The organism is Streptomyces sp. NPDC001709 (genome assembly GCF_053596375.1).
The window spans coordinates 293,420-319,537 of sequence record NZ_JBSFGB010000006.1 but is presented as its reverse complement, the minus strand read 5'-3'; the positions used below and the strand labels follow the sequence as shown (position 1 = coordinate 319,537).

Sequence of the window (26,118 nt, the reverse complement as noted above, 5' to 3'; positions counted from 1 at the left end):
GTACTGCTCGGGGACTACTCGGGGGTTTCGTCCAGCGCGTGGCCGACCAGGGCCAGGAGCGTCTCGATGACCGAGATCCGGCGCCGCGCGTCCATGATCATGACAGGGATGTGCGCGGGTACCGTCAGCGCCTCCCGTACGTCCTCCGGCTCGAACCGCTCGCTGCCGTCGAAGTGGTTGACCGCGACGACATACGGCAGTCCGCAGCTCTCGAAGTAGTCCAGCGCCGGGAAACAGTCCTTCAGACGGCGCGTGTCGGCCATGACGACGGCGCCGATCGCGCCGCGTACCAGGTCGTCCCACATGAACCAGAACCGCTGCTGGCCCGGCGTGCCGAACAGGTAGAGCACCAGGTCGTCGTCGAGCGTGATGCGGCCGAAGTCCATGGCCACGGTGGTGGTGAGCTTGCCCGGCGTGGCGGTGAGATCGTCGGTCTCCTCGCTCGCCTCGGTCATCAGCGCCTCCGTCTGCAGGGGCGTGATCTCCGAGACGGCGGTGACCAAGGTGGTCTTGCCGACGCCGAAACCCCCGGCCACCACGATCTTCGTGGCGATGGGGGCCCGGGTACGGTCCGTCTGCCAGGACTTCATCTCCTCGTCGGGCTCGGCGACGAGGGGGGCGACGCCGGTGGCGTCAGAGACGGCGGAGTCCACTCAGCACCCTTTCCAGCAGAGCGCGGTCCGGGCGGCCGGTGCCATGACCGGTTCCGGTGCCGTACACACGGATCTTTCCCTGGTCCGCGAGGTCGCTCAGGAGCACGCGGACCACGCCGAGCGGCATCTTCAGCAGCGCGGCGATCTCGGCCACCGTGCGCATACGGCGGCACAGTTCGACGATGGCCCGCATCTCCGGCATGACACGGCCCTGTGCACCCGTGAGGGAACCATTCGCCAGTTCCTTGCGCTCCTCCGGGGCCTCCAGCGCCGCTGTGCTGGATACGAATGTCTCCACGAGGAGGACATGGCCGAAGCGGGTACGGCCGCCGGTGAGCGAGTAGGGGCGGACGCGGGCGGGTTTGCGGTCGCCGCCGCGCTGGGGGAGCTTCTTGGGTGTGCCGCTCATCGGGTGCTCCCCGCCGACTCGGCCTCCAGAGATTTTCGCAGCTCGCTGCGGAGTTCGGGGGTGAGGACGTGGCCGGCGCGGCCGACGAACAGGGCCATGTGGTACGCCACCACGCTCATGTCGCAGTCGGCGGAGCCGTGCACGCCGAGCAGCGAGCCGTCGCTGATCGACATCACGAACAGGCTGCCCTCCTCCATCGCGATCATCGTGTGCTTGACCCCGCCGAAGTTCATCAGCTTGGCGGCGCCGACGGTGAGGCTCCCGATGCCGGAGACGATGGTGGCGAGGTCGGCGGAGGAGCCGCGGGGGCCCTTCGCCGGGCGGGACTGGCGGGACTGCTCGGTGTGGCCCGGGTCGGACGAGAGCAGCAGCAGACCGTCCGAGGAGACCACGGCGACCGACTGGATGCCGGGGACTTCCTCGACCAGGTTGGTCAGCAGCCAGTGCAGGTTGCGGGCTTCACTGCTCAGTCCGTAGGTACTGGGCGCGGTCAACTGCTTGCCTCCTCGGCTGTGCCCCCCGTGGTTTCTTCGGCGTGTGCGATTTCTGCTTCTACGGCGCGGTAGCCGGCCTGGGCGCCGCTACGGAAGCCGCCGAGCCTTCTGCGGAGGGCTTCGGCGTCGACGCTGCGCGTCCGCTGGCGCGGGGCCTGGGTCGGTACGGTGATCCTGGGTGTGCGCTTGGGGAGGCCTTTCGCGGTGACCGCCTCGCCTCCGGCTTCGGCGAATTCGTCGTCGGGTGCGGGTGGCTCCTGTGGGGCGCGTCCGGCGTCGGCGGCTGCCGGGTCCGTGGGTTCCGCCGTGAGGTCCGGGAGCAGCAGCTCCATCGTCGACTCGGCGAATGTCTCCGCCGGGGCCTTCGGCCGGGTCTCCGTCTCCCGGGCGCCCGCGTCGGCCTGCTCGTGAACTGCCTGCTCGTCCACGCCATCGCCCCGACCGACGTGGGCGTCCCACACCGCGTCCTCGGCCGAACCGCCGTCCTCGCCCGCATCGCCCTCATCACCCAGCCAGGCGTGGGCGACCTCCTCGGCGGGCGGGACACCGAAGCCGGTCTGATCCCCCGCCCCGTCGAAGGCGACCGCAGCCGCCTCCCCACCCGGAGCAGCCCTGTCAGAGTCAGCCGACCCCGCGGACCCTCCGGAGGCAGAGCCGGCCTGCGCGCCCGAACCACCGAAAGCGGAAGCACCCGCCACGGTCGGCCCCTCCACGGGGTCACCGGAAGCCGAGACACCCCCCACAACCGAACCGCCGGAGGCCGAGGCATCCCCGTCCACCGACACCCCAGAAGCGGAAGCGCCCTCCACGACCGAACCACCAGAGGCCGAGCCACGCTCCACCACCGGGTCACCGGAAGCCGAGACACCACTCGCAGCCGAACCGCTGGAGGCCGAAACACCCTCCACGAGCGAACCCTCGGAGGCCGAGGCACCCCCCTCCACCGGGTCACCGGAGACCGAGCCGCGCTCCACCACCGGGTCACCGGAAGCCGAAGCACCCCTCGCAGCCGAACCACCGGAGGCCGAAGCACCCGACACGCCCGAACCGCCGGAGGCCGAGGCACCCCCCTCCACCGGGTCACCGGAGACCGAGCCAAGCCCCTCCCCCGAACCGCCGGAGGCCGAAGCACCCGTCACGGCCGAATCGCCGGAGGCCGAGCCAAGCCCCGCCCCCGAGCCACCGGAGACCGAGCCATCCCCCTCCCGTGAACCGCCGGAGGCGGGCACGCCGCGGGTTGCCTGCTCTGCGAGGGCGACCAGGGGATCGGGGTGCTTGGGGCGGGCGGGGAGGACGTTGGAGTTGACCTCGGCGTCGGCTCCGGGGAGGGAGAAGGTGGCCGTGGTGGACATGGACGTGGACTGCGGGGGCAGGGCGGTCGGAGGGGCCTCGGTGAGGAGGGTGGCCGGGAGGACGACCACCGCCGCGATGCCGCCCTGCTTCTGCTCGCGCAGCCGTACCCGGACACCATGGCGGTGGGCGAGGCGGGCGACGACGTACAGACCGAGGCCGAGGCCGGCGTCGTCCTCGTCGTCGTACGCCGCCTCGGGGTCGAAGTCGGTGAGGCGGGTGTTGAGGCGGTCCAGGCGGTCGGTCGCCATGCCGATGCCCTCGTCCTGGACGGTGAGCATGACCTCGCCGGATTCCAGGAGCCAGCCGGAGACCTCGACGGGCAGGTCCGGCGGGGTGAACGAGGTGGCGTTCTCCATCAGCTCGGCCAGGAGATGGGAGAGGTCGTCCGCCGCGAAGCCCGCCACGTGGGCGTGCGGGGGCAGGGCCGCGATGCGGACGCGTTCGTAGCGTTCGATCTCGCTGACGCCCGCCCGGACCACGTCGACCAGCGGAACCGGCCCGTGGTGCTGCTGGACGTGCTCGGCCCCGGCCAGGACCAGCAGGTTCTCGCTGTGGCGGCGCATGACCGTGGCGAAGTGGTCCAGTTTGAAGAGCGTGGCCAGGCGGTCGGGGTCCTCTTCTCGGTCCTCCAGGCCCTCGATCACCGCGAGCTGGCGTTCGACCAGGCCGAGGGTGCGCAGCGAGAGGCTCACGAACGTGCCGCCGATGCTGGTGCGCAGCCGCTGGAGCCGGTCGGCGGCCTGGCTCAGCTCGGCCTGGAGGGCCTCGCGGGCATCGGCCATCTTCTGGCGCTGGCCGACCAGGTGCTTGCGGTCCGTCTCCAGCGTGGCGACCCGCTCGCCAGCGGCGACCGTCTGCTCGTACAGGGCGACCGCGTGCGCGTGCAGGGCGTTCACCGAGCGGACGACCTGGGCGAACTCGTCGTTGCGGCCGGTGAAGGCGATCGGCTCCTGGGTCGTCGGGTCCGCGGACTCCGCCAGCCGGGCCGAGCCCCGGCGCAGCACCGACAGGGGACGGGTCAGGGTGCGGGCCATGGCCGTGGCGAGGCCCACGGCCACCAGCATCAGGGCGCCCAGGACCGCGATGCGGATCTCCAGGGCCGTGACGTCGTCGTCGCGGAGTTTGGCCAGGTCCTTGGTGCGGTGGTCGTAGAGGGCCGATTCCGCGCCGCGCATGAGGTCGACGCGGGCGGACAGGTCCGCGTCCAGCTTCTTGGTGCTGGTGGTCAGCTCGCTGTCGGCCAGCGTCGGCTGGTCGGTGAGCGTGGCCAGGTACTTCTCCGCCGAGTTGACCTCCCCGCCGGTGACCGTGGAGTCGTAGGAGTCGACGGCCGTCTTGGGGGCGGTCGCGCGGAAGTCGGCGAGGGCCGCGTCGGCGCGCAGCCGGGCCTGCTGGGCGGCGGCGGTCAGTTCGTCGCGCCGCTTCTTGTCGGCCGAGGAGGTGGTGGCGGTCGTGGTGGGCAGGCCCGTGACGGGGTTGATCACCGTCTGGGTTCCCGACGGCACGTTCAGCGCGGCGAGCAGCAGGCCGTGGGCGGCGGCGGACTGCTGGACCGCGGTGTCCAGTTCGGCGAGCGCGTGGGCGCCGGAGCCGGCCCGCGGGGGCGTCTGGTCGGCGAGCTGCTCGGCGAGCCGGTGCAGTTCGGTGATGACCGTCGAGTACGCCTGGTGGGCCTGGAGGGCCGTGGCCCTGCCGGTGAGGGCGGCCCGGCGGACGGCGTCGATGCCGTCGAGGTCGCTGCGCAGGCCCGCCGGGGTGTCGGTCTCGGCGCGCAGGTCCTCGACCTGCCGGTCGACGCGGGCGCTGCTGTCCTCGGACGGGGCCTTGGACTTGGGGCGGCCCGCGGCTATGTAGGAGGTGACCTCGTCGCGCTCGTCGGCGAGTGAGTTGGCGAGGGCCAGGGCGTCCTGGGTGCGGGCGGCCAGCGTCACCAGGTCCTGGGAGTCGCTGACGTCCTGGGAGGCGGTGAGCAGGGAGGGCGCGCCTGCTCCCGCGACGGCGGCGGCCACCACGGCGACGGCGACGATCAGCCGGGTGCGCACATGGGTGGGGCGGCCGGTGCCCACGGGGGTCTGCTGGGCGGTCCCCGCGGGGTCCGTCTGCCTGCCTGTGCGCCGAGGCCGCTTCATCTGCACCGGTGCTCGCAATCCTGAACTCGTCTGCTCAAGGGCCCGGGTGGTGCCCCGTCATATCCGTGCCAAGTGGTGCGTACACCCGGTTCGTACGGTCCCCGACCCTCCCAGCGCCGGTCGACAGTGGTCGCGCATCACCTGACCCGCCACCCGAAGGAGTGAACATCGGAGGGGAGTTGGCGGGCAAGTTCCCGTGGCGCGTGCGGTGCCCTTTCCCGGCACGCCGGTTGGACGCGCGCGGCAGGCTTTGGCAGGATTCGCCACCACGCCTTCCCGGAGTGGCCCATTCCACCCCAAACCAGGCGGCTGACCTGCGCGGTCGTGTCAATTCGACGGTAGTTGCCAGCCTTTGGCGAATCCCGTGAAGGGCTCGTGCAGACTGGCTGAATGCGAACTGATCTCGTTTCGGAACCCGGCGACCCGAACCGCCCCAACGAGGACTTCGCCGGTGTCGGACTACCCGCCTCCGGACAGGGAGGTTGTGTGATCGTCCTGGACGGGGTGACTCCGCCACGGGGTGCGACGGGGTGTCTGCATTCCGTCCCCTGGTTCACCGCCCGGCTCGGCGGCGCGCTGACCGAACTGACCGTTTCGCGCGGAGATCTAACGCTCCCGGAGATTCTGTCGCGGGCGATCGCCCGCACCGCCGAGTCCCATGCGCGAACCTGTGAGCTTTCTCACCCGCGTACCCCGCAGGCCACCGTCACCCTGGCCCGCTGGTCCGCCGACACGGTCGAGTACCTGGTGCTGTCCGACTCCGCACTGCTGCTGCGCGGCCCCGACGGGACGGTCACCCCGGTGCTGGACGACCGGCTGGCCCGGCTCCCGCGCCCCGCGCTCGCCACCGACGCGCTGGTGGACGCCACCCTGCGCAACAAGGAGGGCGGCTTCTTCACGGCCGCCGCCGATCCCTCGGTGGCCGCCCGCGCGGTCGCCGGCGCCCTGCCCCGGCGCGAGGTGCGCGCCCTGGCCGCGCTGACGGACGGCGCGACCCGCTGGACGGAGAAGTTCCACGAGGGCGACTGGCAGTCCCTGTTCGAGACGATCGCGAAGGAGGGCGCCCGGTCACTGGTGGACCGGGTGCGGGAGCTGGAGTCGGCGGACCGGGAGACACGGACGTTCCTGCGGCGGAGCAAGACGCACGACGACGCGACGGTGGTGTACGTGGAGCTGTGAGGCCGTGCGCGGGTCCAGGCCCGCCGCTCCACGGCCCTGCGCGCGGGTCCGGCCGGCCGCTCCACGACCCCGCGCCCGTACGGCCCTACTTCTCCATGACCCTGTTCAACTGGTGTAGCAGCCGGGCCAGTTCGGAGACCTCGCGGCGGTCCCAGTGGGCGAGCTGCCTGACGTAACGGGCGCGGCGCGCCTCGCGGACCTTGCCGACCCGGCGGCGGCCCTCGTCGGTCAGGGTGACGAGCCAGGCGCGGCCGTCGGCGGGGTCGGGTTCGCGGGCGATCAGGCCCAGCTCCTCCAGGGCACGCAGCTGGCGGGACATGGTGGCCTTGCCGACGCCGATGTAGGCGGCGAGTTCCGTGGCCCGCCGGCCGCCGCACTCGTCCAGGCGGATGAGCAGGCCGTACGCGGAGGACTCCAGGTCGGGATGGACCTCGCGGGCCATCTCGCCCTGGTTGGCCCGGGCGCGCCGGAGCAGCACGGTCAACTCCCGCTCCAGCGCCAGGAATTCCTGGTCGGCGCCACTGGGCGTCACCTCGTGGGCGCCGCGCTGTGCGTCGCCGTTTCCGTCCTCGTGCACGTCAGCACCCCTGCTCGGTTTCGCGGTCCTGAAAGTTTCTGCCAAAAGTCGTCATTGCCGCAGCTCCGTAAGTATTTCGCAGGCGTAGACCAACGGCGGCGTCCGGACCCCCTTCCCAGGCCGTCATCTACGTGCGTAGCTTCTTTAGCAGGCAATGAATGGCATGCCCACGCCAGTGCGGCATTCGGTACACGGTCACTGCCACGCTCCCCCCACCCCACATTCCGGAGGCACGTCATGCCCGTGCACAGACCCGGCCCCGACCGCCCCATCCGCCCGCGGCCCCTCGCCGTCCTCGTCACGGCCCTGCTCGCGGCGCTCTCCCTCTCCCTCCCCCTCACCTCCGCCTATGCCGCGACCACGCCCAGCCGCGGCTCCGCCCACATGGGCATGGGCGTCCTCGCCCACGACGGCCGGCACGGCACCCCGGCCCCCAGTGCCGTCACCCAGACCGAGGGCGTGGACGTCGCCGGCTACCAGGGCAACGTGGCCTGGTCGACCCTGTGGGGCAGCGGGGTCAGGTGGGCGTACACCAAGGCGACCGAAGGCACGTACTACACCAACCCGTACTTCGCCCAGCAGTACAACGGCTCGTACAACGTGGGCATGATCCGCGGCGCTTACCACTTCGCGACCCCGGACACCACCAGCGGCGCCACCCAGGCGAGCTACTTCGTCGGCCACGGCGGCGGCTGGTCCAGGGACGGCAAGACCCTGCCGGGCACGCTCGACATCGAGTGGAACCCGTACGGGGCCGCCTGCTACGGCAAGACCGCGAGCCAGATGGTCGGCTGGATCGCCGACTTCCTCACCACCTACAAGTCCCTCACCGGCCGGGACGCCGTGATCTACACGGCGACCAGCTGGTGGACCCAGTGCACCGGCAACTACGGCGGCTTCGCCGTGAACAACCCGCTGTGGATCGCCCGCTACGCCTCGGACCCGGGGACGCTGCCGGCCGGCTGGTCGTACTACACGATGTGGCAGTACACCTCCTCCGGCCCGACCGTCGGCGACCACGACAAGTTCAACGGGGCCCTGGACCGGGTGCAGGCGCTGGCCAACGGCTAGTCGGCACGGCTCCGGAGATCACCGCCCCGGGCAGATCACGGCCCGAGGGAGATCACAGCCCGAGGGAAATCGCGATCCGCGTCAGCTCGGCCGTGCTCGTGTGGCCGAGCTTGACGCGGATGCGGCGCAGATAGGCGTCCACGGTGTGCCGGGAGACGCCCATGGCGCGGGCCGCCTGCAGATAGGTGCGGCCCGCCGCGATGTGCCGGAGCGTCTCCAGCTCGCGGTCGGTCAGCGGCGGGGTCATGACGGTCATCGGTCCTCCCTGGTCGCACCCCCGGCGGAATCCGCAATACCTGAATCCGTAATGTGTCGATAAGGGCGTTTGTCTACTCCACGCCCGGAGGCCGCCGACCGGTTGCGGCCCGCCGGCGTTTTCTTCCCGCCGTCCTGCGTTGGTGCTCCGCGCCGGCCGGGATCATGCTGGTCAGTAGGGCCTGCCGAGCAAGGGCGAGATGAGCGGCGATGGAGCGACAGGAGCGACAGTCGACGTACACGGCCACGGCCACCATCGATGAGCAGGGCATCCTCACCAGCTGGAGCGAGGGCGCGGAGCGGCTGCTCGGCTACGACTCACCGGCCGTCGTCGGACGGCCCGCCACCGTGCTGCTCGCCGCCGACGGCTCGGCGGCCCGCCGGATCGTCGCCGGCCGGGAGCGCTGGAACGGCACCGTCCCGCTGCTGCACCGCGACGGCCGGCGGCTGGAGCTGGGCGTGCTCGCGCACCGCCGGACCTCGGACACCGGCGTCACCGAATGGCTCGTGGTGAGCGCCGTGACGGCCCGGACACAGCCGCCCCGGGGCGAACCGCTGGAGGAGTGGACGTTCCTGCAGTCCCCCTTCCCGCTGGCGATCTTCGACGCCGATCTGCGCCTCGTACGCGCCAACCGGCGCATGGAACACGCCCTCGCCCTGCCCGAGGCCGCGATGCGCGGACTGCGGCTGCCGCACATCGCGCCGGGCGCCGCGAGCGAGGCGGCCGACCGGGCGATGCGGCTCGCGCTGGAGTCCGGCGGGCCGCAGCAGGCCCGGGCCCGGCTCGGCCCGGAACTGGGCCCCGGCGCGGTCCTCACTCCGCTGAAGGACGCGGGCGGCCGGGTGCGCGCCGTCTGCCTGTCCACCGAGGCGCCCGCCCCGGACTCCGCCGGCCGGGGGCGCCCGTCGGCCGCGAGCGCCGCGCACGTCGGCACGGCGGCGGAACAGGCCCGCGCCGCGCAGGAACTCGGCGAGGTCACGGTCCCCCGGCTCGCCGACGTCATGGCGGTCGACCTGCTCGACTCCCCCCGCGAGGCCGACGAACCCGCGCCGCAGCCCGGCCCGGTGGTGCTGCGCCGCGCCGCGCTGCGCGCCGTACCGGAGGGCGAGGCAGCCGCCTACGGCACCGGCGTCGGCGAGGCGATCGTCTGCCCGGTGGACTCCCCGCCGGCCCAGTGCCTGACGGCGGGCCGGCCGCTGCTGTACGACACGACGGACCCGCTCGTCGCCGAGTGGGCGACGGTCGACCCGGGCGCGGCGTGGCTGCGCGTGTCCGGGGCGTGCTCGCTGCTGGCGGTGCCGTTGCTCGAGCAGGGCAGCACGCTCGGGGTGGCGCTGTTCGGCCGGCGCCCCGGCCGGGAGCGGTTCGGCCCGGAGGATCTGCGGCTGGCCCAGGAGTTCACGGCCAAGGCGGCGGCCGGCATCCGGCAGGCCCGCGCCTACTCACGCGCCCGCACCACCACCATGGCCCTCCAGCAGAGCCTGCTTCCGCACACGCTGCCCAACCAGGCGGCCCTGGACATCGCCACCCGGTACCTGCCCGCCGCGACCCGGGCCGGGGTGGGCGGCGACTGGTTCGACGTGATCCCGCTGTCCGGGGCGCGGGTGGCGCTCGTCGTGGGCGATGTGGTGGGCCACGGCATCCGCGCCTCCGCCACCATGGGCCGACTGCGCACCGCGGTGCGCACCCTGGCCGACGTCGACCTCCCGGCCGACGAACTCCTCACCCACCTCGACGACCTGGTCCTGCGGCTCGCCGCCGACGAGGGCAGCACGGACCCGGCGGCCGAGACCGCGGGGGGCATCGGCACCACCTGTCTCTACGCGGTCTACGACCCCGTCTCGCGCCGATGCAGCCTCGCCCGGGCCGGCCATCCGCCGCCCGCCGTGGTCACCCCGGACGGCGACGTCCACTTCCTCGACGTGCCGGCCGGTCCGCCACTGGGGCTCGGCGGGCTGCCGTTCGAGGCCTTCGAGACCGACCTGCCCGAGGGCAGCCTGCTCGCGCTCTACACCGACGGACTGCTCGAGGCCCGCGACCACGACATCGACGAGGCACTGGACAAGCTGTTCGCCGCGCTCGGCCGCCCCGCGCCGACGCTGGACGCGATCTGCGACCGGGTCATCACCGCGCTGCTGAGCCACCGCCCCGACGACGACATCGCCCTGCTCGTCGCCCGCACCCGGGGCCTGCACGAGGACCGGGTGGCCTCCTGGGAGCTGGCGAACGAGCCCACCGCCGTCTCCGGCGCCCGCCGCCTCGTCGACGACCAGCTGTTCGCCTGGGGTCTGGCGGAGGCGGTCTTCACGACCGAGCTGATGGTCAGCGAGCTGGTCACCAACGCCATCCGCTACGGCCGCCCGCCCATCCGGCTCCGGCTGATCCACCAGAACTCGACCCTGATCTGCGAGGTGTACGACTCCAGCGGCACCACCCCGCACATGCGGCGCGCCCGGATCTTCGACGAGGGCGGCCGGGGCCTGCTGCTGGTCGCCCAGCTGGCCGACCGCTGGGGCACCCGGCACGACCGGGTCGGCAAGACGGTGTGGGCCGAGCAGTCGCTCTCCAGGGCCACCGGCTGAGTCAGCCGTCGCCGCCGTCGCCCCCACGGCCGCCCTGACCGCTGGTCTCGCAGCCGACGCCGAGACAGATCCCGCCGTTCCTGCCGTTGCCGCCGTTCACGCTGCCCGCGCAGACGCCGACGCAGACCCCATTCCGCTTTTTCAATTCCGTTTTTTCAATTCCGTTCGCGTTCGCGGGTCACGAAGAGAAGGGGGAAACATCTCCCAGGAGTCCGAGCCAGTCGCCGTTCAGGACCTGGTGCTCCCACTTGGTGATCTCCTTGTCCGAGACCTTGTACTTCTTGGCCACCTCGTCCTTCTTCACCTGACCGGTCAGTACGGCCAGCATGATCCGTGCCCGGTCGACCAGGGTGAGTTCCGACTTCGGCTTGTCGGGCAGGTCGTGCAGCGAGAAGCCGCAGGGCGGGGACTGGTGGGCCAGGGCCGAGTAGCCGGTGGGGGCGGACGGGGTCGTGTGGGTGGCCTTCTGGGCGCCGCACGCGGTGACGGTGACGATGGCCACGGAAGCCGCCGCGAGGGCGAGGGGACGCCGCCAGAAGCTTGTGGACATCGGGGTCTCCGTTTTCGATCGTGGGGGGTGAGGTGAGGTTCTGGATGAGGGGGTTTCGGGTGAAGAGACGATCAGAAGAGGCTGCCACCGCCACCACCGGTGACGCAGGGATTTTCTCCCATTGCCGTGAGGATTTCCCGAGAGGATTCCCGGAAGCATTCCGGAGGATTTCCGCCCTCCGGACCGCCTCATTTCCTTTCCGGTGAGGCCGTGCTTCAAGTAAGCCCGAACGGGAAATCGCGGTCACGTTCCGAGGACTCGGGACTTGACGCACTCACAGGCGTCGGGTAATGCCCGCGTAAGAGACGCAGGTCAGGTGAGGAACGGCCGGGCCCAGGACGGCGGTTCCGGGGGCGGAACGCGGTCCACCCGGGTGGGCGTGCGGTCACGGGAGCCGCAGACGGCAACTGCGCCGCGCAGGTCCGCGACGAACTCCAGGCAGCTGCCGTGACGGTCTTCCGGGGCCTTGGCCAGCGCCCTCTTGACCACGTCGTCGGCGGTCTCCGGAATGTCCTGCCGCTCCTTGCTGAGGGCGGGCGGCGCGTCGTACTGGTGCGCCCACAGCAGTTCGAGCTGGTCCTCCCGCCTGAACGGCGGGGTGCCCGCGAGCATCTCGTGGACCACACAGGCCAGGCTGTACAGATCGGACCTGCCGTCCACCGGGCGCCCGGTGATCCGCTCCGGCGCCACGTAGTCGAGGGTGCCGACGAACTCGCCCGCGGTGGTGAACCCGGTCAGCGACAGCGACTTCTTCGCCAGCCCGAAGTCGGTGAGGTAGACGTGCTCGGGGTGATCGCTGTCGACCCCCTTGGCGACGAGCACATTGGCCGGTTTGACGTCCCGGTGCACCAGGTCGCGCGCGTGGGCCGCGTCGAGGGCGGACGCCAGCTGGGCGGCGATGCGCAGCGCCGTGGCGACCGGCAGCTGGCCCTCCCGGTCGATCAGGGCGCGCAGGTCCTTGCCGGAGACGAAGCACATGGCGATGTAGAGCACGCCGTCGAACTCGCCGGCCTCGAAGACGGGGACGATGTTGGGGTGGTCGATGGCGGCGGCCACCCGGGACTCCTGGGCGAAACGGCGGCGGAAGGCGTCGTTGCGGGTGTACTCGGGGGCGAGCAGCTTGAGGGCGACCGTCCGGCCGAGGCGCAGGTCCTTGGCGCAGTAGACGACGGCCATGCCACCGCGGCCGAGTTCGCGTTCCACCCGGTAACCCGCGATCTCGGCCCCGATCAGGCCGGAGGGGCTCTTGGGGGGCCAACTCACGCCTGAATTCTATCGACCTATCCCGGTATGAGCGCATGGCCAAGGCCCGGGCCTCCCTCACGGGACCCGGGCCTCGCCTTTCCCGAAGCGTCCGTCACGCCGCCACGGGAACCTCCGGCGTCGCGCCGTTCGTCGCGGGCGCGAGCGCCAGCTCCAGGACCTGGCGGACGTCGGTCACGGTGTGGACGTCGAGCCGGTCCAGCACCTCGGCCGGGACGTCGTCCAGGTCGGGCTCGTTGCGCTTGGGGATGATCACGGTGGTCACCCCGGCACGCTGGGCGGCGAGCAGCTTCTGCTTGACGCCGCCGATGGGCAGCACCCGGCCGGTCAGCGAGACCTCGCCGGTCATCGCCACGTCCGTGCGGACCAGCCGGCCGGAGAGGAGGGACGCGAGCGCCGCGGTCATCGTGATGCCGGCGCTCGGGCCGTCCTTCGGGACCGCGCCCGCCGGGAAGTGGATGTGCACGCCCCGGTCCCTCAGGTCACCGACCGGGAGTTCCAGTTCGGCGCCGTGGCTGCGCAGGAAGCTCAGCGCGATCTGCGCCGATTCCTTCATCACGTCACCGAGCTGACCGGTCAGGGTCAGGCCCGCCGCGCCCGTCTCCGGATCGGCCAGGGAGGCTTCGACGAAGAGCACGTCGCCGCCCGCGCCGGTGACCGCCAGACCGGTCGCCACGCCGGGGACGGACGTACGGCGCTCGGCCGGATCCTGGGCGGACTCGGGCACGTGGTGCGGGCGCCCGATCAGACCGCGCAGGTCCTCCTCCCCCACGGTGAACGGCAGCTCCCGCTCGCCGAGTTCGTGCTGGGCCGCGACCTTGCGCAGCAGCCGGGCGATGGACCGCTCCAGGGTGCGCACGCCCGCCTCGCGCGTGTACTCGCCGGCCAGCTTGCGCAGGGCGCTCTCGTCCAGGGTGACCTCGTCCTTCGCCAGGCCGGCCCGCTCCAGCTGGCGCGGGAGCAGGTGGTCGCGGGCGATGACGACCTTCTCGTCCTCGGTGTAGCCGTCCAGGCGGACGATCTCCATACGGTCGGCGAGCGCCTCCGGGATGGCCTCCAGGACGTTGGCGGTGGCCAGGAAGACCACGTCCGACAGGTCGAGCTCGACCTCCAGGTAGTGGTCCCGGAAGGTGTGGTTCTGCGCCGGGTCCAGGACTTCGAGCAGGGCCGCGGCCGGGTCGCCGCGGAAGTCGGAGCCCACCTTGTCGATCTCGTCGAGCAGGACCACCGGGTTCATCGACCCGGCCTCCTTGACGGCCCGCACGATCCGGCCGGGCAGCGCGCCGACGTACGTACGGCGGTGACCGCGGATCTCGGCCTCGTCGCGGACGCCGCCGAGGGCGACGCGGACGAACTTGCGGCCCATGGCGTGGGCGACGGACTCGCCGAGCGACGTCTTGCCGACACCGGGCGGGCCCACCAGGGCCAGTACGGCACCTCCGCGCCGCCCCCCGATGACGCCCAGGCCGCGCTCACCGCGCCGCTTGCGCACCGCGAGGTACTCGGTGATGCGCTCCTTCACGTCCTGAAGGCCCGCGTGCTCGGCGTCCAGGATCGCCTTGGCGCCCTGGATGTCGTACGCGGACGCGTTGTCGTCGGTCCGCTCGTTCCAGGGCATCTCCAGGACGGTGTCCAGCCAGGTGCGGATCCAGGAGCCCTCCGGGGACTGGTCGCTGGACCGCTCCAGCTTGTCGACCTCCTTGAGCGCGGCCTCGCGGACCTTCTCCGGCAGGTCGGCGGCCTCCACGCGGGCGCGGTAGTCGTCGGACTCCTCGCCGTCCTGCTCGCCGTTCAGCTCGCGCAGTTCCTTGCGGACGGCCTCCAGCTGGCGGCGCAGCAGGAACTCGCGCTGCTGCTTGTCCACGCCCTCCTGGACGTCCTTGGCGATGGTCTCGGCCACGTCCTGCTCGGCGAGGTGGTCGCGGAGCTGCTGCGTGGCGAGCTTGAGCCGGGCCGCCGGGTCGGCGGTCTCCAGCAGTTCGACCTTCTGTTCGATGGTGAGGAACGGTGAGTAGCCGGAGTTGTCGGCGAGCGCGGAGACGTCGTCGATGGCCTGGACGCGGTCCACGACCTGCCAGGCACCGCGCTTCTTCAGCCAGTTGGTGGCGAGGGCCTTGTACTCCTTGACCAGCTCGGCGACCTGGCCGGGCAGCGGTTCCGGCACGGTCTCCTCGACCCGCGCGCCCTCGACCCACAGGGCCGCGCCGGGACCGGTGGTGCCCGCGCCGATCCGTACGCGGCTGCGGCCGCGGATCAGAGCCCCCGGGTCACCGTCGGCCAGCCGGCCGACCTGCTCGACCGTGCCCAGCACCCCGGTCTTCGCGTACGTGCCGTCGATCCGTGGCACCAGCAGCACCCTGGGCTTGCCCGGTTCGGACCGGGCGGCGGCCTGTGCGGCCTCCACCGCGGCCCGCACCTCGGCGTCGCTCAGGTCCAGCGGAACCACCATGCCGGGCAGCACGACCTCGTCGTCGAGCGGGAGCACGGGCAGGACGAGCGTGAACGCGGAGGACTCAGTAGCCATGATCTCCCCTTCTGCAGTCAAGTTGAGCTATGCCGACTCAACTACCCGGGGGCTGCTGGTGTTCCCCTTGTTTGTTCGCTGTGAGCGATCAGTTGCGCACAGTCCACCGGCGCACAAGGGGCCAGCTCGTCACGCCTATCGTCAAAGCGATCAGGTGGCCCCAGTTGGTCATGGGGTCCAGGAACGCGATCAGGTCGTTCAGCAGGAGACCGGCCGTCAGGGCGAGCAGGGGCCAGCGGAGCCAGGGGCGCAGGAGGCCGGCCAGGGAGCCGATGCTGGCGGCGACGCCGAAGCTGATGCCGTAGTCGAGCCGGTGCAGTGAGGTGGTGGGGAGGTGGCCGAAGAGGACGGCCAGGCCCACGGGGATCTCGGTGGCGAGGGTGGCCAGGACATGGCCGGCCAGGAAGACGCAGGCGGTCCGCGCACCGCCTATGCGCCGCTCCAGCGCGGTGAGCACCAGCACGAACGCGAGCGCGTACGGCGAGAGGACACCCCCCGCGATCCACAGCGCGCTCGCCAGCAATACGAGGGCGGGCGAACGCAGCAGATGGGCGACGTCCGTGCTGGAGTCCTGGTAGAGGGTGTGCACCAGTCCCGGGTCGGCCAGGGCCGCCACCACGGAGGTGACGGCCAGGACGGCCGCGTAGGCGAAGGTGAACGGGGTGCCGGCCGGGCTGGGCAGCAGGTGCCAGGGCCGGAGGGAAAGCAGCGGGTGCCACGGCCGGAAGGAGGGCCGGGGCACGGCGGGGACCGGCGACGCGGCCGGGGCCGGCGACATGGCCCGTACCGGTGTCGCGACCGCGACCGGGGCGTGCAGCTCGCGTTGCCGTGGGACGCCGTCGAGCAGCCCGGCGACGTCCGGCAGGCCGGTGGCCGGAAGAGGCGTGCCCTGGGGCGGGGACGCGGCCGTCACGGGGCCGGTCACGATCCGTTCCACGGTGTGGCGCTCCTTCCGTCGCGCCCCACCCTTCGCGTTCCCGAGGCCGCTGTCTATGACCGACGCCACCCGAGAGCCGATTCACAGCAACCTCTCACGCTCCAGAAGCGTCCGCACACCACCACGGCCGTCACCATGGAGCGGTCGACATCGGGAATTCCCGTGAACGCCAAGCCCCGTTCGACCAAGATGGGCTCATGACTGCCGTGTACGACTCCCCCGTGGTCCTCGACCGGCGCGACGGCCCGTTCGGTGAGGTGGTGCTGCGCCGGCACGGAACGGTGCTGCAGATCATCGCCAACGGCTGCTTCCTGATGGACACCTCCGACGGGCGCTCGGAGCGGCTGCTGGTGGACGCCGCGTACGCCGCGCTGGACGGGCGGCCCGAGCCGAAAGTGCTGATCGGCGGGCTGGGAGTGGGATTCTCACTCGCACATGCCGCGGCGGACCCCCGGTGGGGGCGGATCACCGTGGTCGAGCGGGAGCCCGCCGTCGTCGGCTGGCACCGGGACGGGCCGCTGGCGGAGGTCACCGCGGACGCGCTCGGCGATCCGCGCACCGAGATCGTGGAGAGCGATCTCGTGACGTTCGTCAATGAGACATCCGACACGTTCGACGCGCTCTGCCTGGACATCGACAACGGCCCCGGCTGGACCGTGACGGACGACAACCACACCCTTTACGCGCCGGCCGGACTCACCGCCTGCTCAAGGGTGTTGAACCCCGGCGGGGTGCTCGCCGTGTGGTCCGCCGAACCCTCTCCGGAATTTGAAGGAACCTTGCGGAATGCCGGGTTCCGTCAGGTGCGTACCGAAGAGGTGCCCGTTGCCCGGGGCGTTCCGGACGCGGTACACCTCGGCGTCCGACCTGGATAGCGACACCGCGGTGGATCCCCGTAATGTGCTGCCCTGACGCGGATCATTCAAGCGTCAATCGCAGACATGGGATCACCCCACTGGTTCCGGAAAGCAACAAGCAGGGGCGGGCGATGGAGCAGACACACACCTCCCAGAGCGGCGCGGCGACGACCACCCCGGGCGCACAGCGCCGGGTGCTGGTCGTCGAGGACGATCCCACGATCGTCGACGCCATCGCGGCCCGGCTCCGCGCCGAGGGATTTCTCGTACAGACCGCGTCGGACGGCCCGTCCGCCGTGGACACGGCCGAGGCCTGGCAGCCCGATCTGCTGATCCTCGACATCATGCTGCCGGGCTTCGACGGCCTCGAGGTCTGCCGGCGGGTGCAGGCGCAGCGCCCGGTGCCGGTGCTGATGCTGACCGCGCGCGACGACGAGACGGACATGCTGGTCGGTCTCGGGGTCGGCGCGGACGACTACATGACCAAGCCGTTCTCGATGCGGGAGCTGGCCGCACGGGTGCACGTGCTGCTGCGCCGGGTGGAGCGGGCGGCGCTGGCCGCCACCACCCCGCGCTCCGGCATCCTGCGCCTCGGTGAGCTGGAGATCGACCACGCGCAGCGCCGGGTGCGGGTGAAGTCCGAGGACGTCCACCTCACACCCACCGAGTTCGACCTGCTGGTGTGCCTGGCGAACACCCCGCGCGCGGTGCTCTCCCGGGAGCAGCTGCTGGCCGAGGTGTGGGACTGGGCGGACGCCTCCGGCACCCGTACGGTCGACAGCCACATCAAGGCGCTGCGCCGGAAGATCGGCGCCGAGCGGATCCGTACCGTGCACGGCGTCGGGTACGCGCTGGAGACGCCCACACCATGAGCGGCGACGGGCGGCAGGCCGCACGCAGGAGCCCCGGGACACCCACCGAGGACCCCTGGGGCGGCGTACGCCCGTTCTCGATCAAGACCAAGCTGGGCGCGCTGGTCGTCATCGCGGTGCTGATCACCACCGGTCTGTCGATCGTCGCCGTGCACACCAAGACCGAGCTGCGCTTCATCACGGTCTTCTCGATGATCGCCACCCTGCTGATCACGCAGTTCGTGGCGCACTCGCTGACCATGCCGCTGGACGAGATGAACGCCGTGGCACGGTCGATCTCCCAGGGCGACTACACCCGCCGGGTGAGTGAGGGCCGCCGGGACGAGCTGGGCGACCTGGCCCAGACGATCAACGTCATGGCGGACGAGCTGGAGGCCCAGGACCGCCAGCGAAAAGAGCTGGTCGCGAACGTCTCCCATGAGCTGCGGACGCCCATCGCCGGGCTGCGCGCGGTGCTGGAGAACATCGTCGACGGGGTCACCGAGGCCGACCCGGAGACCATGCGGACGGCCCTGAAGCAGACCGAGCGGCTCGGCCGGCTGGTGGAGACCCTGCTGGACCTGTCCCGGCTCGACAACGGCGTCGTACCGCTGAAGATGCGCCGCTTCGAGGTGTGGCCGTACCTCTCGGGCGTGCTGAAGGAGGCCAACATGGTGGCCTCGGCGCGCGCCGGCATCGCCTCCGGCTCGGGCAGCCACACGCGCACCGACGTCCATCTGCACCTGGACGTCTCCCCGCCCGAGCTGACCGCGCACGCGGACCCCGAGCGCATCCACCAGGTGGTCGCCAACCTGATCGACAACGCGGTCAAGCACAGCCCGCCGCACGGCCGGGTGACGGTGAAGGCGCGGCGCGGGCCGCAGCCGGAGTCGCTGGAGCTGGAGGTCCTGGACGAGGGCCCCGGCATCCCGAGGTCGGAGTGGCGCCGGGTGTTCGAGCGTTTCAACCGGGGCGCGGTGACCCGGCCGCACGGCCCCGGCAGCGACGGCGGTACGGGACTCGGTCTCGCGATCGCCCGCTGGGCGGTGGATCTGCACGGTGGCCGGATCGGTGTGGCCGAATCCGAGCGGGGCTGCCGGATCATCGTCACTCTCCCGGGACTGACTTCCGTCCCAAGTTGACGTAAAGTCCGAACCGGAAGAACAAGATCCACGGGCGCCCGCGCCGCTGCCGGGCAGCTGGACACGTGTGATCAGGGGCAGGCCCGCGCGATCGGCCGGACGACGGCGCGCCGGGCCGGTGCCCACGCACCCTCTCACATGCGGAACCACGCTTGTTTCCCGCCATATCAAGCCCTGAAACAAGATTTTCGATGTGACTTACGCGACGATGACCTTGCTCGACCTGACCTTCCCGGCCGTGGAGGCGTAGCCTTTATTCCCGCTGTCCATCACCTTGTGAAGCGGAAGAGGGCGGTTGCCGCCGTGTCGCCACAGTCCCCCAGTAACCCGAGCGTCTCCACCGACGACCAAGCCGGGAAGAACCCCGCTGCCGCGTTCGGTCCAAACGAGTGGCTCGTCGACGAGATCTATCAGCAGTACCTCCAGGACCCGAATTCGGTAGACCGAGCCTGGTGGGACTTCTTCGCCGATTACAAGCCGGGTGCTCCTGCCACCCCGGCTGCGGCGGGTACTGCGGCCGCGGGGGCCGCAGAGACCACCAGCACGGCCCCTCAGGCCCAGCCCGCGGCCCCGGCCCCCCAGGCCGCCGCCCCGGCCCCCGCGGCCGCTCCGAAGCCCGCTGCGGCCCCCGCCGCGCAGGTCCCGGCTCCCGCGGCCAAGCCCGCGGCCCCGGCCCCGGCCAAGCCGGCGCAGCCCGCACAGGCGCCCGCTCAGCCGAAGCCGACGGCCGCTCCCGCCGCCGCGGCCCCCGAGGGCCCGGAGCTGGTCACGCTGCGCGGCCCGGCCGCCGCGGTCGCGAAGAACATGAACGCCTCGCTGGAGCTGCCGACCGCCACGTCGGTCCGCGCGGTCCCGGTGAAGCTGCTGTTCGACAACCGCATCGTCATCAACAACCACCTCAAGCGCGCCCGCGGCGGGAAGATCTCCTTCACGCACCTGATCGGGTACGCGATGGTGCAGGCCATCAAGGCCATGCCGGCGATGAACTACGCCTTCGGCGAGAAGGACGGCAAGCCGACCCTCATCAAGCCGGCGCACGTCAACCTCGGCCTGGCCATCGACCTGGTGAAGCCCAACGGCGACCGCCAGCTCGTCGTGGCCGCCATCAAGAAGGCCGAGACGCTGAACTTCTTCGAGTTCTGGCAGGCCTACGAGGACATCGTCCGCCGCGCCCGTGACGGCAAGCTGACGATGGACGACTTCACCGGTGTCACGGTCTCCCTGACCAACCCGGGCGGCCTCGGCACGGTCCACTCCGTCCCGCGTCTGATGCCCGGCCAGTCGGTCATCATGGGCGTCGGCTCCATGGACTACCCGGCGGAGTTCCAGGGCACCTCCCAGGACACCCTGAACAAGCTCGGCATCTCGAAGGTCATGACGCTCACGTCGACCTACGACCACCGGGTCATCCAGGGCGCCGCCTCCGGCGAGTTCCTGCGCCAGGTCGCGAACCTGCTCCTCGGCGAGAACGGCTTCTACGACGACATCTTCGAGGCGCTGCGCATCCCCTACGAGCCGGTCCGCTGGCTCAAGGACATCGACGCCAGCCACGACGACGACGTCACCAAGGCCGCCCGTGTCTTCGAGCTGATCCACTCCTACCGGGTCCGCGGCCACGTCATGGCCGACACCGACCCGCTGGAGTACAAGCAGCGCAAGCACCCCGACCTGGACATCACCGAGCACGGGCTCACCCTGTGGGACCTGGAGCGCGAGTTCGCGGTCGGCGGCTTCGCCGGCAAGTCCCTGATGAAGCTGCGCGACATCCTCGGCGTGCTGCGCGACTCGTACTGCCGCACCATCGGCATCGAGTTCATGCACATCCAGGACCCCAAGCAGCGCAAGTGGATCCAGGACCGCGTGGAGCGCCCGCACTCCAAGATGGAGCGCGAGGAGCAGCTGCGGATCCTGCGCCGCCTGAACGCCGCGGAGGCCTTCGAGACCTTCCTGCAGACGAAGTACGTCGGCCAGAAGCGCTTCTCGCTGGAGGGCGGCGAGTCCGTCATCCCGCTGCTCGACGCGGTGATCGACTCCGCGGCCGAGTCCCGTCTGGACGAGGTCGTCATCGGCATGGCCCACCGTGGCCGCCTGAACGTCCTCGCGAACATCGTCGGCAAGTCGTACGCGCAGATCTTCCGCGAGTTCGAGGGCAACCTCGACCCGAAGTCGATGCACGGCTCCGGCGACGTGAAGTACCACCTGGGCGCCCAGGGCACCTTCACCGGCCTGGACGGCGAGCAGATCACCGTCTCGCTGGCCGCCAACCCGTCCCACCTGGAGACGGTCGACCCGGTCATCGAGGGCATCGCCCGCGCCAAGCAGGACATCATCAACAAGGGCGGCACGGACTTCACGGTCCTGCCGGTCGCGCTGCACGGCGACGCGGCCTTCGCGGGCCAGGGCGTGGTGGCCGAGACCCTGAACATGTCGCAGCTGCGCGGCTACCGCACCGGCGGCACGGTCCACATCGTCATCAACAACCAGGTCGGCTTCACCGCGGCCCCCGAGTCCTCGCGTTCCTCCATGTACGCGACGGACGTGGCCCGCATGATCGAGGCCCCGATCTTCCACGTGAACGGCGACGACCCCGAGGCTGTCGTGCGCGTGGCGCGGCTCGCCTTCGAGTTCCGCCAGGCGTTCAACAAGGACGTGGTGATCGACCTCATCTGCTACCGCCGCCGCGGTCACAACGAGTCGGACAACCCGGCCTTCACCCAGCCGCTGATGTACGACCTGATCGACAAGAAGCGCTCGGTGCGCAAGCTCTACACCGAGTCCCTGATCGGTCGCGGCGACATCACCCTGGAAGAGGCCGAGCAGGCCCTGCAGGACTACCAGGGGCAGCTGGAGAAGGTCTTCACCGAGGTCCGCGAGGCGGTCACGTCCCCGCAGGGCACCGGCCCGGTGCCGGACCCCCAGGCGGACTTCCCGGTCGCCGTGAGCACCGCGATCTCCTCGGAGGTCGTCAAGCGCATCGCCGAGTCCCAGGTCAACATCCCGGACTCCTTCCACGTGCACCCGCGTCTGCTGCCGCAGCTGCAGCGCCGGGCGACGATGGTCGAGGACGGCACGATCGACTGGGGCATGGGCGAGACCCTCGCGGTCGGCTCCCTGCTGCTGGAGGGCACCCCGGTCCGGCTGTCCGGCCAGGACTCCCAGCGCGGCACCTTCGGCCAGCGCCACGCGGTCCTCATCGACCGCGAGTCGGGCGAGGAGTACACGCCGCTGCAGTACCTGTCCGAGGAGCAGGCGCGTTACAACGTCTACAACTCCCTGCTGTCCGAGTACGCGGTCATGGGCTTCGAGTACGGCTACTCGCTGGCCCGCCCCGACGCGCTCGTGATGTGGGAGGCGCAGTTCGGCGACTTCGTCAACGGCGCCCAGACGGTGGTCGACGAGTACATCTCGGCAGCCGAGCAGAAGTGGGGCCAGACGTCCGGCGTCACCCTGCTCCTGCCGCACGGCTACGAGGGCCAGGGCCCGGACCACTCCTCGGCCCGTGTCGAGCGGTTCCTCCAGCTGTGCGCGCAGAACAACATGACGGTCGCCATGCCGACCCTGCCGTCGAACTACTTCCACCTCCTGCGGTGGCAGGTGCACAACCCGCACCACAAGCCGCTGGTGGTGTTCACCCCGAAGTCGATGCTGCGCCTGAAGGCCGCCGCGTCGAAGACGGAGGAGTTCACGTCGGGTCAGTTCCGTCCCGTCATCGGCGACGCGACGGTGGACCCGGCCGCGGTCCGCAAGGTCGTCTTCGTGGCCGGCAAGCTGTACTACGACCTGGAGGCCGAGCGGGTCAAGCGCGGCGTCACGGACACGGCGATCATCCGCATCGAGCGGCTGTACCCGCTGCCGGGTGCCGAACTCCAGGCGGAGATCAAGAAGTACCCGAACGCCGAGAAGTACCTGTGGGCGCAGGAGGAGCCGGCGAACCAGGGTGCCTGGCCGTTCATCGCGCTCAACCTGATCGACCACCTGGACCTGGCGGTCGGCGCGGACGTCCCGCACGGCGAGCGGCTGCGGCGCATCTCGCGCCCGCACTCCTCGTCCCCGGCGGTGGGTTCGGCCAAGCGCCACCAGGCGGAGCAGGAGCAGCTGGTGCGTGAGGTCTTCGAGGCGTAGGCCTCCGGCGGTTCAGCCGACGCTCAGGGCCCGGTACCGAGTTCTTACTCGGTACCGGGCCCTTCGCCTGCCCACGGGGCTGGTTGAGTCCGTTCGCGGCTGCGGATGCGTCGTGGCTGGTCGCGCCCACGCGGCGGAGCCGCATATCGATACAGCCCCGCGCCCCTAGGGAACTGCCGCACCCTCGGTCGATCAGATCGGCTGGGGCTCGAAGTCCCAGTACGGGCGGCGGCGTTCGAGGATGTAGCGGGTGTGGGGGTGGTCGGCGCCGAGAAGTGAGGTGAGGCGGGTCACCGCGGCCTCGTGCAGTGACTCGGCCTCGTCCCGCTCGCCCAGGTCGGCCAGGTCGAGCGCGAGCCCGGCCCGCAGGCTGATGGTGAGGACATGCGCGTCGCCCAGCACACGCGCGGACCGGTCGGCCGCCTCCCGGCCCAGCGCCGCCGCCTCATCGGTCCGTCCCACGGCGGCCAGCGCGGCGACCTCGTTCTTGGCGCAGCCGATGGCCCACGGGTGCTCCCTGCCGACCGCCCGCCGCATCTGACGCGCGGCCTGCCGGGACAGGTCCAGCGCCACCCGGTGCTCGCCCAGGTCGCGCATGACGGTCGCGACGTTGTCCCGCGCGCCGATCGCGTACGGGTGGCGTTCGCCGAGCTGGGCGGCGTAGTGGGTGGCGGTGGCCTCGGCCAGGTCGCGGGCCTCCTCGGTGCGGTCCAGGTCGCGCAGCAGCATCGCGTAGTCGCAGGACACCATCAGCGTGTCCGGGTGCAGCGGGCCGCGCCGGCGGATCAGCTTCTCCCGGACCCCGCGCAGCATGGCGTACGCGAACTGCAGATCGCCGACGCGGCGGGCGCACAGGGCGAGGTTGTGCTCGGCGAGCAGGGTCTGGCCGTGGGTGCGGTCCAGCACCTGGCTGTGCACACGGGAGTTGTGGCCCTGGATGGCCAGCGCCTCCCGGTAGCTGCCGAGCAGCCGCAGCATCCAGGCGGTGCGCAGCGCGGAGTTGAGGGTGAGGGCGTCGCGGCCGCCGAGGATGTCCAGCCGGGCCTCGAAGATCTTGCGGTGCAGGGCGAGGGACTCGGCGTAGCGGCCCTCCAGGCCGAGGGCGACGGCGAGGTTGCTGCGGACGGCGAGGGTGCGCGGCACCTGCTCCCCGCCGAGTTCCGCGGCGGCCGTCGTGGCGGCCTCCTCGAACAGGGCGTGGGCCTCGGCGTAGCGGCCGAGCGCCATGAGGGTGCCGCCGAGGCCGTCCTTGGCGCGGATGATCTCGATGGGCCGTACGTCGTCGGCGCGTTCGAGGCGCGCGAGGATCTCCTGGCCGGCCGTCTTGGCGTCCTCGTACCGGCCGAGGCGGCGCAGCATGTTGGCGAGCTGGTGGCCGGCGACGAGCACCGAGCGGTCGGTGTCGCCGGAGGTGGCCCGCCAGTGCCCCACGGCCGTACGGCTGAGCCACCAGCCGTCGTGGTACTCGCCGCGCATCCGCAGGTATTCGATGCAGTTCAGGACGAGTTGCCGGGCGTCGTCGTCGGCCGACTCTAGGGCACCGGACGGTTCCAGGTGCGGGATGAGGGAGGCGTACCGGGCCCAGTTGCCGGGCGAGGAGGAGTCGCGCGGGTCGGCGGAGACGAGGACCTTGCGGGCGGCGGCCGAATAGCGCTCGGCGTCGGCGGGTGACTGGATGGAGCGGACGAAACGGTGGAAGAGGCGGTGCATGCGCAGGGTGCCGACGGTCTGGGTGTCCATCCGCGGGCCGGGTTCGTACTCGATGCGCATGGAGGTGATCTCCGACAGCCGGCGCAGCGCGGTGTTCCAGCTGCTGGGCTCGGTGATCAACTCGGCGAGTTCGTCGGGCAGATCGCCGTGCCGGGCCGTCTGCAGCAGCCGTACCGGCACCACGTCGTGCGAGAAGCACACGAGCAGATTGAGGAGCTGCCAGGCGGACTCGGAGCCCTCGCGCAGGGTGTTGACGAGCTTGGCCCAGGCGACCTCGAAGCTCTCCGGGTACTGGCCGGAGGGCATCACACCGAAGCGGGCCGGGCGGCCGTCGCGGATGTCCCGGATGTAGTCGTCGACCGGCACGGTCGGGTTGATGTCCAGCCACGCGGCCGTCTGGTCGAGCAGCAGCGGCATGTCCTCCACGGCCTCGGCGAGGCGCGTGGCCTGGGTGTCGCTGAGCCGCTCCGTGCGCCGCGAGACGAAGGCGACGCTCTCGCCGCGCTCGAAGACGGGCACGGCGATGTTCTCGGCGTGGGCGCCCCACTCGCTGCGGTGCGTGGTGATCAGGACGTGCCCGCGCCCCTCGGGCAGCAGGTCGACCAGCCGCTCCGGGTCGCCGGCACCGTCCAGGACGAGCAGCCAGGGGCGCCGGGTGCGGTCGAGTTCCCGCCGTACGGCCGTGATGGTGGCCGACAGATCACCGGCGTCCCGCAGCTCCAGCGCGGTCGCGAGGTCGGCGAACTGCTGGCGGGCGGTGACGCGCTGGGCGGCGCTGACCCACCACACGATGTCGTACTCGCCCGCGAACCGGTGGACGTACTCCAGCGCCAGCTGCGTCTTCCCGAAGCCGCCCGGGCCGAGCAGCGCCACGGCGGCGCCGTCGAGCCCCGCGGCGGAGAAGGCGCCGTAGACCTTCTCCAGCAGTTCGGTGCGGCCGATGAAACGGCGGTTGCGGCGCGGGACCTGCCACACGTCCGGCGGGTCGTCGGGGAACCGGGGGCCGCGGCGCAGGTCGATCAGGGTGCCCGGGGCCGGGATGCCCGCGCACTCCAGGACGCGGGTGCGCGCGATCTCCGGCCGCAGGCCGCGCAGTTCGACGGGGGCCAGGGCGATGACGGCCTCCGGCATGGGCCGGGCGGTGATGCTCACGGCGGCGATGCGGTCGTGGTACGTCGGCAGCACCTGCCGCAGGGCCTCGGCCCAGGCGTCGAACCGCTCGGCGCCGAGCCGCTCGTGCCAGTCGTCGATCACCAGCAGCACGCGCCCCGGCGCGCTCAGCAGCTCGGCGAACGCCTCGGCGGACGGCGGTCGCCGCAGCGGGTTCCACCTGACCAGCGTGGTGCCCCGTCCCGCGGCCCGGATCTGGTGGTCGATCCACTTGGCCCAGGACTCGCTCTGCCCGGCGAACACCACCGTGACGTGTCCGAGTTCCGCCGCCATCTCGCCGTTTCCCCTC

19 protein-coding genes are annotated in these 26,118 nt (G+C 71.5%); 7 read left to right on the top strand and 12 right to left on the bottom strand.

The genetic code is table 11. From position 1 onward, the window contains the following. Positions 1 to 14 precede the first annotated feature (14 nt). From ACWC0C_RS12255 to ACWC0C_RS12240, 4 genes are read right to left on the bottom strand one after another with little or no spacing between them, the layout of a single operon-like run. Positions 15 to 653, bottom strand: a complete 639-nt coding sequence (locus ACWC0C_RS12255) for a GTP-binding protein (protein WP_449197272.1) — start codon at positions 651 to 653, stop codon at positions 15 to 17. Continuing rightward, positions 634 to 1,062, bottom strand: a complete 429-nt coding sequence (locus tag ACWC0C_RS12250; RefSeq protein WP_449197273.1) for a DUF742 domain-containing protein — start codon at positions 1,060 to 1,062, stop codon at positions 634 to 636. The genes ACWC0C_RS12255 and ACWC0C_RS12250 overlap by 20 nt, the downstream gene beginning before the upstream one ends. After that, the gene (locus ACWC0C_RS12245; protein WP_449197274.1) at positions 1,059 to 1,556 is read right to left on the bottom strand and encodes a roadblock/LC7 domain-containing protein; all 498 of its coding nucleotides are present in this window, start codon (positions 1,554 to 1,556) and stop codon (positions 1,059 to 1,061) included. Before ACWC0C_RS12245 ends, ACWC0C_RS12250 begins: the two co-directional genes overlap by 4 nt. Beyond that, positions 1,553 to 5,044, bottom strand: coding sequence for a nitrate- and nitrite sensing domain-containing protein (locus tag ACWC0C_RS12240; protein WP_450863566.1), 3,492 nt, complete (start codon positions 5,042 to 5,044; stop codon positions 1,553 to 1,555). Before ACWC0C_RS12240 ends, ACWC0C_RS12245 begins: the two co-directional genes overlap by 4 nt. A gap of 384 nt (positions 5,045 to 5,428) precedes the next feature. Between ACWC0C_RS12240 and ACWC0C_RS12235 the strand changes: the two genes are divergently transcribed. Next, on the top strand, positions 5,429 to 6,217 hold the full coding sequence (locus ACWC0C_RS12235; protein WP_450863564.1) for a protein phosphatase 2C domain-containing protein: 789 nt from the start codon (positions 5,429 to 5,431) through the stop codon (positions 6,215 to 6,217). 85 nt (positions 6,218 to 6,302) lie between these two features. On the opposite strand, the gene ACWC0C_RS12230 is transcribed toward ACWC0C_RS12235, so the two are convergent. Further along, positions 6,303 to 6,794 (bottom strand): MarR family winged helix-turn-helix transcriptional regulator, encoded by a 492-nt coding sequence (locus tag ACWC0C_RS12230; RefSeq protein WP_449197277.1) that lies wholly within the window; start codon positions 6,792 to 6,794, stop codon positions 6,303 to 6,305. A 237-nt stretch (positions 6,795 to 7,031) separates the two neighbouring features. On the opposite strand from ACWC0C_RS12230, the gene ACWC0C_RS12225 reads away from it, so the two are divergent. Next, complete coding sequence (locus tag ACWC0C_RS12225) at positions 7,032 to 7,865, top strand: lysozyme (protein ID WP_450863562.1); 834 nt, start codon at positions 7,032 to 7,034, stop codon at positions 7,863 to 7,865. Between the two features lie 52 nt (positions 7,866 to 7,917). Here ACWC0C_RS12225 and ACWC0C_RS12220 read toward each other — a convergent pair whose 3' ends face one another. Continuing rightward, entirely contained in the window at positions 7,918 to 8,121 is a 204-nt protein-coding gene (locus ACWC0C_RS12220) for a response regulator transcription factor (protein WP_449197279.1), read from the bottom strand. 209 nt (positions 8,122 to 8,330) lie between these two features. Here ACWC0C_RS12220 and ACWC0C_RS12215 point away from each other — a divergent pair, with 209 nt between their 5' ends. Beyond that, complete coding sequence (locus ACWC0C_RS12215; RefSeq protein WP_450863560.1) at positions 8,331 to 10,703, top strand: SpoIIE family protein phosphatase; 2,373 nt, start codon at positions 8,331 to 8,333, stop codon at positions 10,701 to 10,703. A 1-nt stretch (position 10,704) separates the two neighbouring features. Here ACWC0C_RS12215 and ACWC0C_RS12210 read toward each other — a convergent pair whose 3' ends face one another. The 5 genes from ACWC0C_RS12210 to ACWC0C_RS12190 form a co-directional block, all read right to left on the bottom strand. Next, positions 10,705 to 10,848, bottom strand: a complete 144-nt coding sequence (locus ACWC0C_RS12210) for a hypothetical protein (protein WP_450863558.1) — start codon at positions 10,846 to 10,848, stop codon at positions 10,705 to 10,707. A 33-nt stretch (positions 10,849 to 10,881) separates the two neighbouring features. Further along, positions 10,882 to 11,253: a DUF1153 domain-containing protein gene (locus ACWC0C_RS12205; protein WP_450863556.1), complete on the bottom strand. Its 372-nt coding sequence runs from the start codon at positions 11,251 to 11,253 to the stop codon at positions 10,882 to 10,884. Between the two features lie 312 nt (positions 11,254 to 11,565). Next, the gene (locus tag ACWC0C_RS12200) at positions 11,566 to 12,516 is read right to left on the bottom strand and encodes a serine/threonine-protein kinase (protein ID WP_449197284.1); all 951 of its coding nucleotides are present in this window, start codon (positions 12,514 to 12,516) and stop codon (positions 11,566 to 11,568) included. Between the two features lie 94 nt (positions 12,517 to 12,610). Beyond that, positions 12,611 to 15,040 (bottom strand): endopeptidase La, encoded by a 2,430-nt coding sequence (gene lon, locus ACWC0C_RS12195; protein ID WP_450863555.1) that lies wholly within the window; start codon positions 15,038 to 15,040, stop codon positions 12,611 to 12,613. An 88-nt stretch (positions 15,041 to 15,128) separates the two neighbouring features. After that, positions 15,129 to 15,977 (bottom strand): rhomboid-like protein, encoded by an 849-nt coding sequence (locus ACWC0C_RS12190; protein WP_450863553.1) that lies wholly within the window; start codon positions 15,975 to 15,977, stop codon positions 15,129 to 15,131. A 197-nt stretch (positions 15,978 to 16,174) separates the two neighbouring features. Here ACWC0C_RS12190 and ACWC0C_RS12185 point away from each other — a divergent pair, with 197 nt between their 5' ends. The 4 genes from ACWC0C_RS12185 to ACWC0C_RS12170 all read left to right on the top strand — a co-directional run bounded on the left by ACWC0C_RS12185 (position 16,175) and on the right by ACWC0C_RS12170 (position 22,949). Beyond that, positions 16,175 to 16,852: a spermidine synthase gene (locus tag ACWC0C_RS12185; RefSeq protein WP_450863551.1), complete on the top strand. Its 678-nt coding sequence runs from the start codon at positions 16,175 to 16,177 to the stop codon at positions 16,850 to 16,852. A gap of 113 nt (positions 16,853 to 16,965) precedes the next feature. Then, complete coding sequence (locus ACWC0C_RS12180) at positions 16,966 to 17,706, top strand: response regulator transcription factor (protein ID WP_449197288.1); 741 nt, start codon at positions 16,966 to 16,968, stop codon at positions 17,704 to 17,706. Next, complete coding sequence (locus ACWC0C_RS12175; protein ID WP_450863548.1) at positions 17,703 to 18,827, top strand: HAMP domain-containing sensor histidine kinase; 1,125 nt, start codon at positions 17,703 to 17,705, stop codon at positions 18,825 to 18,827. The genes ACWC0C_RS12180 and ACWC0C_RS12175 overlap by 4 nt, the downstream gene beginning before the upstream one ends. A 303-nt stretch (positions 18,828 to 19,130) precedes the next feature. Next, positions 19,131 to 22,949 carry a multifunctional oxoglutarate decarboxylase/oxoglutarate dehydrogenase thiamine pyrophosphate-binding subunit/dihydrolipoyllysine-residue succinyltransferase subunit gene (locus ACWC0C_RS12170; RefSeq protein ID WP_450863546.1) on the top strand — a complete coding sequence of 1,273 codons (3,819 nt, stop codon included), beginning with the start codon at positions 19,131 to 19,133 and terminating at the stop codon, positions 22,947 to 22,949. A gap of 192 nt (positions 22,950 to 23,141) precedes the next feature. On the opposite strand, the gene fxsT is transcribed toward ACWC0C_RS12170, so the two are convergent. Further along, positions 23,142 to 26,102: an FxSxx-COOH system tetratricopeptide repeat protein gene (fxsT, locus tag ACWC0C_RS12165; RefSeq protein ID WP_450863545.1), complete on the bottom strand. Its 2,961-nt coding sequence runs from the start codon at positions 26,100 to 26,102 to the stop codon at positions 23,142 to 23,144. Between the last annotated feature and the right edge of the window lie 16 nt (positions 26,103 to 26,118).

Excerpts from the sequence above, each read along its gene's own strand:
- ACWC0C_RS12250 (WP_449197273.1), bottom strand. The coding sequence starts at position 1,062 with ATGAGCGGCACACCCAAGAAGCTCCCCCAGCGCGGCGGCGACCGCAAA.
- ACWC0C_RS12235 (WP_450863564.1), top strand. The coding sequence starts at position 5,429 with ATGCGAACTGATCTCGTTTCGGAACCCGGCGACCCGAACCGCCCCAAC.
- ACWC0C_RS12225 (WP_450863562.1), top strand. The coding sequence starts at position 7,032 with ATGCCCGTGCACAGACCCGGCCCCGACCGCCCCATCCGCCCGCGGCCC.
- ACWC0C_RS12220 (WP_449197279.1), bottom strand. The coding sequence starts at position 8,121 with ATGACCGTCATGACCCCGCCGCTGACCGACCGCGAGCTGGAGACGCTC.
- ACWC0C_RS12215 (WP_450863560.1), top strand. The coding sequence starts at position 8,331 with ATGGAGCGACAGGAGCGACAGTCGACGTACACGGCCACGGCCACCATC.
- ACWC0C_RS12205 (WP_450863556.1), bottom strand. The coding sequence starts at position 11,253 with ATGTCCACAAGCTTCTGGCGGCGTCCCCTCGCCCTCGCGGCGGCTTCC.
- lon (WP_450863555.1), bottom strand. The coding sequence starts at position 15,040 with ATGGCTACTGAGTCCTCCGCGTTCACGCTCGTCCTGCCCGTGCTCCCG.
- ACWC0C_RS12185 (WP_450863551.1), top strand. The coding sequence starts at position 16,175 with ATGACTGCCGTGTACGACTCCCCCGTGGTCCTCGACCGGCGCGACGGC.
- ACWC0C_RS12180 (WP_449197288.1), top strand. The coding sequence starts at position 16,966 with ATGGAGCAGACACACACCTCCCAGAGCGGCGCGGCGACGACCACCCCG.
- ACWC0C_RS12175 (WP_450863548.1), top strand. The coding sequence starts at position 17,703 with ATGAGCGGCGACGGGCGGCAGGCCGCACGCAGGAGCCCCGGGACACCC.
- fxsT (WP_450863545.1), bottom strand. The coding sequence starts at position 26,102 with ATGGCGGCGGAACTCGGACACGTCACGGTGGTGTTCGCCGGGCAGAGC.